The organism is Chitinophaga costaii, assembly GCF_900094705.1.
GTDB classification, from domain to species: domain Bacteria; phylum Bacteroidota; class Bacteroidia; order Chitinophagales; family Chitinophagaceae; genus Chitinophaga; species Chitinophaga costaii.
The window spans coordinates 18,423-32,018 of sequence record NZ_FMAR01000007.1 but is presented as its reverse complement, the minus strand read 5'-3'; the positions used below and the strand labels follow the sequence as shown (position 1 = coordinate 32,018).

11 protein-coding genes are annotated in these 13,596 nt (G+C 47.9%); 1 reads left to right on the top strand and 10 read right to left on the bottom strand.

The window, feature by feature from the left end; genetic code table 11:
* Nucleotides 1-86: 86 nt before the first annotated feature.
* From GA0116948_RS11285 to GA0116948_RS11250, 8 genes are all read right to left on the bottom strand, one after another.
* On the bottom strand, nt 87-1,595 hold the full coding sequence (locus tag GA0116948_RS11285) for a TlpA family protein disulfide reductase (RefSeq protein ID WP_165798447.1): 1,509 nt from the start codon (nt 1,593-1,595) through the stop codon (nt 87-89).
* 284 nt (nt 1,596-1,879) lie between these two features.
* Nucleotides 1,880-2,719, bottom strand: coding sequence for an SGNH/GDSL hydrolase family protein (locus GA0116948_RS11280; protein ID WP_240619199.1), 840 nt, complete (start codon nt 2,717-2,719; stop codon nt 1,880-1,882).
* A gap of 93 nt (nt 2,720-2,812) precedes the next feature.
* The gene (locus tag GA0116948_RS11275) at nt 2,813-3,952 is read right to left on the bottom strand and encodes an NAD(P)/FAD-dependent oxidoreductase (protein WP_089712194.1); all 1,140 of its coding nucleotides are present in this window, start codon (nt 3,950-3,952) and stop codon (nt 2,813-2,815) included.
* Entirely contained in the window at nt 3,949-4,653 is a 705-nt protein-coding gene (locus tag GA0116948_RS11270; RefSeq protein ID WP_089712192.1) for a methyltransferase domain-containing protein, read from the bottom strand. The genes GA0116948_RS11275 and GA0116948_RS11270 overlap by 4 nt, the downstream gene beginning before the upstream one ends.
* Nucleotides 4,650-5,741, bottom strand: coding sequence for a type III polyketide synthase (locus tag GA0116948_RS11265; protein WP_089712190.1), 1,092 nt, complete (start codon nt 5,739-5,741; stop codon nt 4,650-4,652). Before GA0116948_RS11265 ends, GA0116948_RS11270 begins: the two co-directional genes overlap by 4 nt.
* Nucleotides 5,734-6,609 (bottom strand): UbiA family prenyltransferase, encoded by an 876-nt coding sequence (locus tag GA0116948_RS11260; RefSeq protein WP_240619200.1) that lies wholly within the window; start codon nt 6,607-6,609, stop codon nt 5,734-5,736. The genes GA0116948_RS11265 and GA0116948_RS11260 overlap by 8 nt, the downstream gene beginning before the upstream one ends.
* Nucleotides 6,610-6,653: 44 nt before the next feature.
* Nucleotides 6,654-7,217, bottom strand: coding sequence for a YceI family protein (locus tag GA0116948_RS11255; protein WP_165798448.1), 564 nt, complete (start codon nt 7,215-7,217; stop codon nt 6,654-6,656).
* A 57-nt stretch (nt 7,218-7,274) separates the two neighbouring features.
* Entirely contained in the window at nt 7,275-7,466 is a 192-nt protein-coding gene (locus GA0116948_RS11250; RefSeq protein ID WP_123891782.1) for a hypothetical protein, read from the bottom strand.
* Nucleotides 7,467-7,690: 224 nt separating this feature from the next.
* Between GA0116948_RS11250 and GA0116948_RS11245 the strand changes: the two genes are divergently transcribed.
* The gene (locus tag GA0116948_RS11245) at nt 7,691-10,924 is read left to right on the top strand and encodes a glycosyl hydrolase (protein ID WP_089712184.1); all 3,234 of its coding nucleotides are present in this window, start codon (nt 7,691-7,693) and stop codon (nt 10,922-10,924) included.
* A gap of 159 nt (nt 10,925-11,083) precedes the next feature.
* Here the strand turns inward: GA0116948_RS11245 and GA0116948_RS11240 are convergent, their stop codons facing one another.
* Together GA0116948_RS11240 and GA0116948_RS11230 are read right to left on the bottom strand one after the other, a co-directional pair.
* On the bottom strand, nt 11,084-12,061 hold the full coding sequence (locus GA0116948_RS11240) for a nucleoside hydrolase (RefSeq protein ID WP_089712519.1): 978 nt from the start codon (nt 12,059-12,061) through the stop codon (nt 11,084-11,086).
* A 409-nt stretch (nt 12,062-12,470) separates the two neighbouring features.
* The gene (locus tag GA0116948_RS11230) at nt 12,471-13,517 is read right to left on the bottom strand and encodes a DNA topoisomerase subunit B (RefSeq protein ID WP_089712180.1); all 1,047 of its coding nucleotides are present in this window, start codon (nt 13,515-13,517) and stop codon (nt 12,471-12,473) included.
* Nucleotides 13,518-13,596 lie beyond the last annotated feature (79 nt).

The window sequence follows — 13,596 nt, the reverse complement described above, 5'->3', positions numbered from 1 at the left end:
GGAGGTGATCGCTTTTGTATTGTGCTGACACGCATTTTAAAGGAAGGCTAGCCGCTGCGTAATAATGATATTACATTATTTTACAGCTAATTTTTGCCAAGTAAACTATCCAATTCATCATGAAGCTGACTAAGGTTGCTGGGTGTTGACATATGCATACTGATAAATTTCCCGTGTTTATCTACCAATGCGTATCTCGGTATATATTGTGCTACTTCACCCTTATATACTTTGTCAGCAATATCTTTAGACAATTTTTTTCCTGCGAGGATATGAGCCCCCTCCAGCTCAAAATGTTTAATATTTTGCTGCCATACATTTTCCATGGAAGTATCGTCTAAGCTTATATACAAAAGGTTAACATTTTTTTCTTTTAATAATGCATTAAGTTCTTTTTTATATCTGAACTCCTCTTTACAGGGCATGCACCAAGTTGCCCATATGTCGATAAACACGGCGGTATCTTTAAAGTATTTTTTAATAACATAATTAAGGTTGTTCATAGATCCTGAAGAATCGATCAGGTGGATGTTATTATTTATTTTGGCAGGCTGATTAGTTATAGGGGAATATTTTTTATGAAGGCTATCGATAATTTTAATATAAGCGAAATCAGGAAAAGTATTTTTCAGGTGTGAAAAGATGGTGTCAAAAGAAAAACCATATTCCTGATTTTGAATTGTTTTATACACCATCATTTCAGCCCAAAAAAACTTACTATATGCTGGTGTTAAATGTGCGCTGGCTTTATATTTACCACCGTATTTATAATAAAATGTATCATAGATAGGGTAGTCTTTTTTCCGGAATAATACATCATATTCACCCACAAAATCTGCTAATAACCCACCTCCAAAATTAGTATGCATTAGAAACGGGTCTACATTCATTGAATGCTGAAGGATGTCCCTGCTTAAATCGTTTTCCGGTTCTGAAATGACCCATATATTTTTTTTCTCCAATATTCCTATGTTATGAAACACATCCCAAAACAGGGCATTTCTAAAATCACTTTTCGCAATTTCCAGGAAATATTTTGAAGTTTTTTTCTGCGTATATAGTGAATCAAAAGGTAATAGATAGTTGTTTATCCCAGATAAGAGGGTATCATATAAATTAGATCCTTCCGGATATTTTTTATCTAACAAATCTCTTACGTAGTTATACTTGTTAAATAAATTTGCATTCATTTTATTATAAAGATTATTGAAGGCTGCGTTACTGCCAGAAAAAACTACTGGTTGCATGGCAAAAGTATCTGCATAGGGAATTGCTTGCTCCTCCACATGAATGCTGTCGCCATTCTGGGCTAATATGAAAATTCTTCCTTTCTTCGACTTTATTTCAGCAAATCCAGCAGAATCCGAAGCATAAACTATTTTAAATGCTCCGCTGTCATTTAGAACAGGGGTGGTTTCGGAAATAAAGTAATTCTTATGTCCATCGAATGGTTTGTTATAAATAACACTATCTCCCTTATGAAATCCAATTAACTTCCCTTCAATGGTCACGTATTTCTTTTGGTGGGAGCAAGCAACTAAACAAAGAAAAAGTATAGGCCAAATGACCAGCTTGTTTTTAGTGGTATAGAGCATAGTAGTATAAGATTTTATGGGAGGAAACATATTTCGTTATTAAAACATAAAAGGGGCGAAACTCTATATGGAGGGGGCTGATTTTTTCCTGCGCTGGTGGGGTAACTATTGAACTATTTAAACGAAACCTTGGTTAAAATAATCAAATTTATTTATAGAACTAATTTTTATTATTAGTCCTAGATAATCAATGGGTTACAACTTTGTATGTGACGGTACATCGGGTGAAAAAACGCAGGGGAAAGATTTATCCAATGGCAAGCGGATGTAGCTAACAACAATTATCAATGCTGCTTTAGTTGTGGTACCAGCATATCGGCGATCTTTTTATTCCCCTTATCGGAAGGATGTAACCCATCGTAGGTATAATTGATAGCCGCTACCGGGTAAGGATATTCGTCCGTGTCAGGGTTATACGGAATGCCTTGGTAGGCTGGAAATGAATAACGTTCATACTGGCCGGTGGCGGGGTTCTTCATGTATTTAAAATTTACCACATTGGCAGGTGTTATGCCGCTTTTATAGTAAAGGTCTACTACTGTAAGATGTTCATAGGCCCCTATCTCCTTTACGGCATCAGCAAATTGGGAGAGCAGCTGTCCATTTTTAGCCTGATACGATCCGGTAGCATGGTTGCGATGGTCGGCTATGTATACGAAGTCGCCGCGCTGTAGTGGGGTTATTAAAATGATTTTAGCATGGGGATTTAAGGCCCTGATTTTATCAATAATCACCCGGAAGGCGCCGCAGGTAGTGCCTGTGCTGGTGCCATTCTTATAATCGTTAAGGGTACCCAGTGGCAAGCCAGCCCACCAATCGTTGGTGCCGAGCAATATGGTATAAACATCACTGGAAGTTAATCCAAGTTTATCGATCTCTTTTGCAATTTGTACCGCTGTCCACCCATTGTGGCCCTGGTTAATGTATTGGATAGCTGGCAGTTGTTCCACCACAGCTGTCAGATACCCTTTGGTAACGCGGTGGCCTGTTTCGTCCAGGTGGTCATTCAGGTAGGTGATAGAATCGCCAATGGCTGTCCAGGTGCAGGTTTCAGGCCTGAACGATGTTACGCCAAACAATACAACTCCCATTAAAGCAGATATCTGCCATAGCCTTTTTTTCACGATACAATGCTGTTTGAATAATGATTACTGGTGCGACAAGTTAAGTTTTTATTCAGATACTGTAATCATCGGTGCAGGCAGCAGGGGGATTCTTCAGAACGTAGGCCCAAAGGTATTTTTGATCAATGCTTTTTTCAGGAAGGGCAATAATTGCATGCTTCGTAAAAAGAGCGAGGTGATTTTGTTCCTGCCAAAGTTGCCTTGCAGCAGCCTGCCTACAGACAGGCGGCGGGAAAACTGCCGTTTCCAAAGTTGTTGATATTGTGTTTCCATTTGCGCCCGGGTAATATGGCCGGATAAAAATGCAGGAATGATCCCGGCGGCCAGCTTAGCGGCATGAAAGGCCATGCTCATCCCATTGCCGCACAGTGGGGCAATGAGTCCTGCTGCATCCCCCAGCAGCAATACATGATCGTACACCTGTTCTTTTTGCTGAAAACTTATTTGCGAAATGGTGACGGGCTGTTCCCATAAAAATTCAGCCTCCTGGAAAATCTTTTTGAGTGCGGGATTTTGAAACAAAATATCCTGTTCCATTTGCCGGATGCTGCCAGCCTTTTGCAACTGACTGGCGCGGGTGAGGTAACAAAGGCAGCATTTACCATCCTCAATGGCGGAAATACCGCCATAACCGTCTTTAAAATTATGCAGGGCAATCAGCGACGGTGGCCATGGATAGCGGATGTGGTATTTAATGCCTACGTAATTGTTCAGCGGTTTGCGGGGCGTGCGGATAAAGGGGCGCTGCCACTTTACATCCAGGTTGCTGCGTTTGCCCCAGGTGCCGCAGGCTACACGGGCTGTATAAACTTTTCCACCGGCCGTTACGGTACACTGATCTCGCTCAGAGATCACCTCATCTGCCCGGGTATGGGTGAGCAGGGTGCAGCCGGATTCCACGGCCAGTTGGGCCAGCGCGGCGTCCAGGGTATAACGGCTGATGCCAAAGCCGCCGGGATGGAGTGGGGCAGCTACTATACGGCCTTGTACGTCTGTTACCTGCAACTGCCGGATGGCTGGCAGGGCCATTTGCGACAGGGGGAGGCCCAGGCTTTCCAGGAAGGGTTGGCTTTCCAGGCTAATGTATTCCCCGCATACTTTATGACGGGGATAATCTTCTTTTTCTATCACCAGCACCTTTACCGCCGTTTGCCCCAGCCGGATAGCCAGCGCCAGGCCAGCCAGGCCGCCGCCAATAATGATCACATCGTATGTGGAGGAAATTGCTTTCATGATGGTACGGTAATGAGGTAACGAAAGGCCCATTGCCAGCGAATACGGTAGCCGGTAATGCCGGCCTGCCCTAATAGCCGCTGCCAGTCTGCCCGGGAGAACCCTCTTTTTACAGACAGGGGAGCATCGTTTTTTACGAGATAAGATTTGGAAAACAGCCGGGTGAGCAGCCGAATGGAATGATAAGCCAGCCAGTGGCGGTGCAGGTCGTTGATAAAAAAGCCCCGGCGGCTATGCTGTTGCAGCCATTGCAGTTGAGCCACCATTTCTGCATCCGTAAAATGATGGCAGAACAGGGAAGAAAAAATGATATCCGGTGGGGTTTCCCATTGCACCTGCCGGTAGTCGCTGCATATCCAGGTGGCTTTCATTACCTGTCCGTATTGCGTGTGGGCGTAGGTGATACATTCTGGTTTAAGATCTATGCCTGTAAGTTCAAAAGGAATATTTCGCCCGTGCAGCCATTGCTGCAAGGCGAAGAGATTGTCTCCGCCGCCACAGCCTATTTCTGCAATGGTTACCGGCGAAGTAGGGGGGGCTGCCTGGTCTAGCAGGGTGGCCAGTCCCCGGCGCGATACCGCGTGACCGCCCAGCAAGGTATTTACCTGGTTTAGTTCCTGCATATTGCGCTGGATGTCTGCAAAGGGTATGTCCGGATGATCGAGCAACTCTTTTTCGTAAGAACGGTGGCGCAGGCTCATACTACTTTCATTAAAAGGCTTTCCATGGTAAGTCCGGGGCCAAAGGCCGCACCAAATATGGTAGTGCCAGGGCCTTGGGATTTTGTTTCCCATATTTCCTTCAGCACAAACAGGAGGGTGGCAGACGACATATTTCCGTAGGTTTTTAAAATGTTCCGGGAGGGGGCCAGGTCGTTTTCCTGTAAAGACAGGCAGCTTCCAATGGCATCCAGTATGCGGGCCCCGCCGGGATGAATGCACCAGTGTTGTACGGCCTGCTGCTGGTACCCTGCCTTTTGCAAGGCTCGTTGCACCATGGGGTTAAAATCCTGGCGGATAAGCTCGGGTACATAGCCGGAGAGCGACATGAGAAAGCCTGCAGCGCCCAGTTCCCAGGTCATGGCATGGCTGCCGCTCCAGCATACTTCGGCATAAAAGCTGTCTAGTTGCAGCCCAGGCGCCGGGTAGGCATTATCCGTTATCAGCACCGCCGCAGATCCATCGGCAAAAAGCAGGGGCGCGGTGATGGCGTCTTCATGATAGTTTTTTTGGAAATGCAGGGTGCAGAGTTCTGTACACACCACCAGCACCTTGGCATCGGGCTGGGCACCTACGATGGCTGCTGCCTGTTTTAACCCATGAACGGCTGCATAACAGCCCATAAAATTAATGGCGCTGTGTTCCACCGTATTGTTCAGCCCCATGGCCTGCATGAGCATCAGTTCCAGGCCGGGTGCGCTCATGCCGGTGCAGCTCACGGTAATGAGGTGGGTGATTTCCCCTTTGGGCAGGTGACCCTCCAGGCATTTTTCTGCCGCCTGCAAAGAAAGCGGGCAGGCGTAAGTATGGAAGGCCGCCATCCTGCTTTCCATCATGGGAAAAGGTTCCAGGTTTTCTGAACGGGGAAAAAAGGTCCATTCGTCCATGGGTGCGGTGTAATCCGGGATCACGGAGTAGCGGGTGTCTATGCCGCTGTGCCGGTAAAGGTGGCGCAGCACGCGTTGCCTGGGTTCATCTACCCCGTACGCTTTTAGCATGAAATCCCGGATATCATTTTGCCGGTGCTGATAGGGTGGCACCGCGGTAGAAATAGATATGATCTTAGCCACAAAAATATTTGTAAAGAATGATGGAAATAAACCCGCCGTTGGCACAGGCAGCTGCCAGCCAGTTCATGCGCATGGTGTTGGAAAAGCTGGCCGCACGTTCATCGTTCCAGCACTCCCAGGCCCAGCGAAGGAACCGGTAAATCACCGGCAAATACCATGCTTGCAGTACGTAAAAATAAAGCAGGTGGCCATCTGCCTGGAAATACCAGCCCAGCACCCCAAATGCCACGAGGTATATGGCCCCTGCATACACAAAAGTGCCGCGCACGCCCAGCAGGTAACTAAGGGTGGTAACACCGTCTTTTTTATCCTGTTGGTGCTGGTATACCTGCGTAATGGGATAAAATGCCCCGATGAGCAGGGAGCTTACCACGGGGCCTGCCCAAGGAATGGGGGATGGAGGGAGGCCCGCATTGTGGTACACCATGTAAAACAGGAGCGCCCCCTGGTTCAGCACTACGGTGAGATAGCCGGTAACCGGGTATTTTTTTAAGCGGATGCCTCGATAGCTGTACAGCCGGGAAAAAAGGATGTACACGGCATAACAGGCGGCAAAATGCAGGCTGATGAGAAAGGCCGCCATAAAACCTATGATATCCATGAGCAGGCTTACCGTATACAGCTGCCGGGTAGGTGCCATGGGGTGCTGCACACCGCCTATGCTGTCTTCGTCCCGGTCCATGAAGCTATTGTATCCATTACTGGCGGGATACAGCAGCCCGTGAATGAGCAGGAACATGCCCAACGCCCGCCACCAGGCCACGTTGTCCAGCATAGACAGGGCAAAGAGGAACACCGGCAGCAGCAGCCAGGAAAAACGGAAACGTAATAATTGCAGGGTAGCAGCTTGTAAAGGAAAGAGGGCCATGTCCGGAATTCAATGGTGGGAAAAAGAAAGCGCCTGATGCCTGGTCATGCTTTCAGGGCCAGCACTTTCAGGGTTACCGTAAGCTCGTTATCGATCGAGTTATCGGGACCTACCTGGTAATCCAGCCGCTTGATGTTAAAGCTGCCTTGAAACAGGTAACCGTCCTGCTGAGGGGTGGCGGTGAAGGTAAATGTTACGGGCTTGCTCACGCCTTTGATGGTAAGCGTGCCGGTGAGCTGGTAAGTGTTTGCCTGCGCCACCTTTTCCACTTTGGTGGATTGCAGCAGGATGGTGGGAAACTGCTGGGCGTTAAAGTATTCTTCTTTTTTCAGGTGATTGTCCCGCGCGCCTATGCCTGTGCTGATGGTACTTACGGCTACGGATACTTTAAAACTGGCATGCTCCGTATGCTCCGGTTCAAAGTGGATGCTGCCCTGCAACTGCCCGAGGGTGCCGGTTACGGTAGATTTGAAGACCAGGTGGTTCACAATCCGGAACCCCACCTCAGATCCTTTATCCGTAGGCGTATAGGCCTGTGCCGCTGCATGCATGGCAATAAACAAAGTACCGCACCAAAAGAGGACGGCTATAAAGAAAACTTTATTCATACGTATTTGCATCACTTATTACTTAATGAAGGTTTTTCATCACCGTCTACATTGCGGCTACATTCCATACACTGCCCATCCGTTATACCGCATCACCTGGCCCTGAAAATAAAATCTACGGGCGGTGTCTGGCCCATACGCTGCAATGGGAATACGGTTGCCCCGTTCCTTAACAATCCGGGGGAATAAGCAGGCCAGGCTCATGCTAATGGATATAGCCTGGCTGCCTGCTACCAAGGTACTGCTCATTTTCAACAAATGAAAGGTAAGGAAACGGGTGATTTTGCGCCGCTGGGTAAACACAAAAATGATTCATCTTGTTCAAATAATATTTATAATCTTTGGACCAGGTATTTAGTGCAACAACAGGTGCAATGCAGAAGGATTAAACATATTTCTAGGTAGCTACGGACTACCTTTTTCGCTTTTACATGTTATTTTAAACGGACAACTACGGCTTCATTATTTATTGTATGCTTCCACTTAGAATTTCAGGCATTGCTATTCTTTTCCTTTTATTAGCAAATGGCTCCCCTGCACAAAGTAGAATTACGCTGCCATCTTTCTCCGCTATTGAAACCGGCTTTACACATATTCCGGACTCCGTTCAAACCAGTGTATATTGGTATTGGATATCTGGCAATATTTCCAAAGAAGGGGTGGTAAAAGACTTGGAAGCCATGAAAAAGGTGGGCATCAACAGGGCATTTATCGGCAACATTGGGCTAGATGATGTACCCAATGGAAAGGTAAAGTTTATGTCTGAAGCGTGGTGGGATATTTTACATACAGCCCTTAAAACGGCTACCCAGTTAAATATTGAGATCGGTATATTTAACAGCCCCGGCTGGAGCCAGTCTGGTGGCCCCTGGATAAAGCCGGCGCAGGCCATGCGTTACCTCACCGCTTCGCAGGTAGCGGTAAGAGGGCCGGTGCTTTTCCAGGAAAAGTTAGCGCCACCCCAACCCAACTTCCAGGATGTAAAAGTACTGGCATTCCCGGTAGCTGATGGCTATGCTACCGATATCAGCACCCTGCAGCCCACCTTGTCTGTCGTTCCGGTGATAGATTCCCTGCGGAATCTAATGGATCATGATGAGCGCACCGCCGTTCATTTTAGTCCTCACCACACCTATTCGCTCGATATAAATACGGCTAGCCCCTACACGGTGCGCAGTGTAATATTTCATACCACCCCGCAACCCGTATACCTGGAAGGCGATATCCAGGCTAAAATAAATAATGCCTATGTTACGGTGAAACACTTTGCCGTGAATCGTATTAACCCGGCGCTGAATGTGGGTTTTACGCCCTTTGGCCCTGCGGTGATCTCCCTGCCGCCTACTACTTCCAATAGTTACCGGTTGGTATTCACCTATGTTTCTTCCGATTGTGGCATTACAGAACTGAAATTATCCGCCACAACCATGGTGGAAAATTATATAGAAAAATCATTGGCTAAGATGTGGGCTACGCCGCATCCTTTTTGGGAAGCCTACCAATGGCCACCTTCGCCAAAAGACAGTGCCACCTTTGTAGTAGATCCTGCCACCGTGATAGACATTTCCCATTACCTGGAGGCAGATGGTACGCTGCGCTGGAAAGTGCCTGCGGGCAACTGGATGATACAACGCAGCGGCATGACTCCCACCGGGACCACCAATGCGCCCGCCCCGCCGGAAGGGCAAGGATTGGAAGTAGACAAAATGAGCCAGGAGCATGTTACGGCACATTTTAATGCTTTCCTGGGGCAGATACTTCAGCGTATCCCGGCGGAAGACCGGAAAACCTGGAAAGTAACGGTAGAAGATAGTTATGAAACCGGCAGTCAGAACTGGACAGACGCCATGATTTCTGCATTTAAACAGGCATACCAGTATGATCCTACGCCTTACATTCCGGTATTGCAGGGCACTGTAGTGGGTAGTGCAGACCAGTCAGACCGTTTTCTTTGGGATGTAAGAAGACTTATTGCAAATGAAGTGGCTTTCCAATATGTAGGTGGCTTAAGGAATATCAGCCACCAGCACGGGCTTACTACCTGGCTGGAAAACTACGGCCATTGGGGTTTTCCTGGCGAGTTTTTGCAGTATGGAGGACAATCGGATGAGGTAGGCGGAGAATTTTGGAGTGAGGGCGACCTGGGAGATATTGAAAACCGTGCGGCATCTTCATCTGCCCATATTTACGGCAAAACAAAAGTATCCGCAGAATCGTTCACAGCGGCTGGAGATCCGTTTTCACGCTATCCGGCTATCTTTAAAAAACGGGGTGACCGCTTTTTTACGGAAGGGATCAATAATACCTTGCTGCATGTCTATGCGCAGCAGCCAGATGATAAGGCACCGGGAATAACGGCCTGGTTTGGCGTAGAATTTAACCGGTTAAATACCTGGTTTTTTGATATGGATGTATTTCTTCACTATATCAAACGCTGCAATTTTTTATTACAGCAAGGACAATATGTGGCCGATGCCGCTTATTTTATAGGAGAGGATGCCCCCAAAATGACGGGTGTTACCTATCCTGCACTTCCACAGGGTTATTCTTTTGACTATATCAATGCAGACGTTATTAAAAGTACTTTGTCTGTGAAAAATGGCCAGTTCGTATTGCCAAATGGTATCGCTTACCGCATGTTGGTGCTGTCCCAGTTAAAGACGATGCGGCCAGAATTATTGGCTGTCCTCAAAGAACTGGTGCGGCAGGGCGGGGTTGTCCTGGGGCCTGCGCCAGCAAGTTCACCCAGCCTGCAAGGCTTTCCTACAGCGGATCTACAGGTTCAGCAAATGGCGGAAGCGCTTTGGGGCAAGGTGGATGGAAAGATGGTAAAAGAAAATCATTATGGTAAGGGATTGGTATTAAACGGCATGAGCATGGAAGAAGCGTTTGCACGGTTAAAAGTGATACCGGATGTTAAGATTACCCAAAGCGATTCTATCCTGTTCATTCATCGTGTATTGCCACAAGGATCTATTTATTTTATCTCCAACCAGAAAAACGCAGCGGTAAAAATTCAAGCTGCATTCCGCCTCACCGGCAAACGGCCTGAATTATGGAATGCCGTAACCGGCACGCTGCGTGATTTGCCTGCCTACCGGCAAACTAATACCACCACGCAGGTTCCCTTACAGCTTGCGCCCTATGAAAGTGCATTTGTGATATTCCGGAAAAATGCCATGAGCAGTGGCCATGCCGCCACTAATTATCCTGCGCCCGTAAAAATAATTACCATCCGCCAGCCCTGGCAGGTGACATTTGATACTGCTATGCGGGGGCCTGCAAAGCGGATGGTATTCGATTCCTTAACGGATTGGTCGCTTCATGCAAATGATAGTATAAAATATTATTCCGGCACTGCCTTTTACCACAATACGTTCAACATAGGCCCTGTTGCAAAAGGGTACCATTCTATCATCGACCTGGGGGTGGCCAGGGTGGTGGCAAAAGTGAAAGTAAACGGGGTGGAAATAGGAGGGGCATGGACACCGCCTTATCAATTGGATATTACGAAAGCCCTTAAAACTGGGGAGAATACCCTGGAAATAAAAGTGGTGAATACCTGGGTAAACCGGTTGGTAGGGGATGCCCTGCTGCCCCCTGATCAAAGAAAAGCGGTGGCGTTATATAGTCCCGATCCTAAAAATGGGTTACAATCATCGGGCCTTTTGGGCCCGGTGAAAATTGAGGTGATCCCGTATGAGTAAGATGAAAAGTGTTAGACAGCGGATGCTTTTACCTGTCGGATATGGAGATAATAAATAGGAATTTTCGCCAAGGTAATGAGTAGGCCCGGCCAGGTGAAACGGGGTTTCGTTGGGCCGTATGCGTACCTATTTTAAAATATGGCCGCCAAGGCATCCTGCTCATTTATGATGTTTGGGTTGGTGTTTCATCAGTTGGTTGATGTAAGCCTGCACCGTGGCCGGCGACGTCTTTTCAACGAGGTAGGCCTGTTGCTTACCCGACGTGTCCCAACTATTACTGCCATCGGCATGCAGCACGATATGGCCCGGTTGCAAGGTGTAATAAGTCAACGGATCTTTGCAGCCCACCAATACGGTGGATTCGTCCCAGCTCATGCGGCCCTCCCGGTCTTCCGCCGCCAGGGGAATACTCAGGTTAAATACGTCTTTTACCGGGCTGTGGGTAATGTGGGTATCCTGGATCAAGGGAAGCCCGGTCTTTATTTTTTCACCGATCTCATATCCGCTGAAAAGGAGGCGGGTAGGCCAGTGGGCAAATACATAAGCGGAGGAGGCCGTGTCCATCGCCACGTTAAACTCCTTGCCTGCCGGAAACTGGCCGGCCATGCTTACCAACTGTTTTACCTTACGCTGCACCAATTGGGTGCCGTTCAGGTGGGAATACTGGTCTGGCGGAGATTGCAACAGGTTGGCCAGGTTGGTGAAAAAGCCCACGCTGATAATCGTTACGCTATGATCTGGCTGGGTAGCCAGTACCTTCCGGTATACGGTTACGGCGTCGGGTACCCCGGCATTGTGTTGTAAGGTGTGGGGGTAGCGGGCTAGCAGGGTATCTGTCCAGTGCTGGTTATCGCGCAATAGCAGGCCATTGCGGTGGGGTACGCCAATGGGCAGGTGGGGGCGGCGAAAATAGGTGTTAAATACCTCCAACACGCCGGCTACGCCTTCATAGTTGGTACTAGCCACCGTGGCCAGTATTTTCACCTGGCCGCTATCGGCGAAGGCATGCAGGAGGGTAATGGCCCCCACATCGTCATAGTCTGGCCCCATATCTGTATCGAAGATCACCGGACGCTGAGCCAGGGCGGCCACCCCATAGATGGAAAAAGCAAGTGTAAGCAGAGTTTTAACCCACATAAGCGATAGCAGAAGTTTATGGCTTAAAGATAGGTATTCTCTACGGGGCGCAAAATCCTTTTCGACTGGGTTAAAGTGTACCGGGAGGCTTCCATCCATGGCATGTTTTTTTAAGGGCAATTATATCACTGCGTATTTTTATTTATTTGGGAAATATGAAAGCAAAACACGCCATCATGCTGCTAATAATAGGATTTTGCATTGGTATGGTAGGGGCCATATTCAGCATCCTGCATTGGAGAGGCATGAATTATCTGTCATTAGCTTTTCGCTGATGGCGGTGGGCGGGGTAGTCCTGTTATACAAGATCATTACCTATTTTAAGGTCCGCTACTACATGAACCATTGAGCGCCCTGGAGAAGGCTCATGGCAAAATAGCCAGGCATAAAAAAAGCTGCGGTGGTGGTTTTAAAATATACCCAACACCTGGGTGGTAATATCAGGGTGGGCCTGTAAATAATCTACTGTTTGCATAAACACATAATGCTGTAATTGTTTCTTCACCTTCGGCATGTCCAGCTCTAGTTTGGATGATTTGGCGTAATGCAGCGCTGGCCCTTGAATGGCTACGATGCCGCTCAGGTTTGCGGCCACCTTTTTCCGGGCAATGTTTAGCTTCTTTTTTTCTTTATGACGGCCCGCCATTTCTTTCAGTGCCATGCGAAAACCTTTCTTCACAGCATCCAGGTGAGAGCCTCCTTCGGGCGTTTCTTCCGATCCTGCAAAGCTGCGCAACTGTGGTTTGGGTTTGGGGGGCGTAGTAAATAAAAAGCAAAGGCTTACCTGGTAGGCATAACGTCCTATTTCCGTATGCAGGTCCAGGCGAAGTAGGGGATGATTATACCCGGCAATATAGGTATCTAACTGCTCGGCCACGCCACGGGGATAATGGAAAACGTTGTGCTGGTATACCGTGCGCTGGTCAGTGCTGATGATGGTGATGCCGGGATGCAGGTAGGCGAACTGCTGCAGGAAAATATTGAAAAAACCATAGCTGATTTCCAGGGGTCCGAATAGGGCGGGATCCAGGGAAAATTCTACCGTGCTGGTGTGCAGGGGTAAAGGAGTAGGATCGGTGCCAATGCTATACTCCCCGCGTCCTCCGTACAACACGCCGGTGGCGTTCTGGTAATGAACGCTGATCTTCACATCGGTATTTAGCGCCAGCAGTATGGCGGGAGCCTGGACGGGACGATCTTCGCTATCCCCGTCATGCGGTGTGAAAAGATCGGACAAGTGGCTGAGCCGCACGTAGCTAAAGGTTATCAATACCCGGTTACCGGGGTGAAAAACAATTTCCACCGTTATTGGTGACAACTCTGCCTCGGGCAGATCTTCCAGCAGGCAGCGCACCATATTCACTACGCCATTGTGGTTGATGCTGCCCAGGTAACGAAGGGGATTTTTTCGGATCGTTTGTATTGCCAGTTCAATTGAAGGGATATTATTTTCCATTCGTGTATTTTATCACTGATTGTAACAGTGTGTTAAAAATATAATAATATCTTGTATGCCGTAACATATACGGAACCTT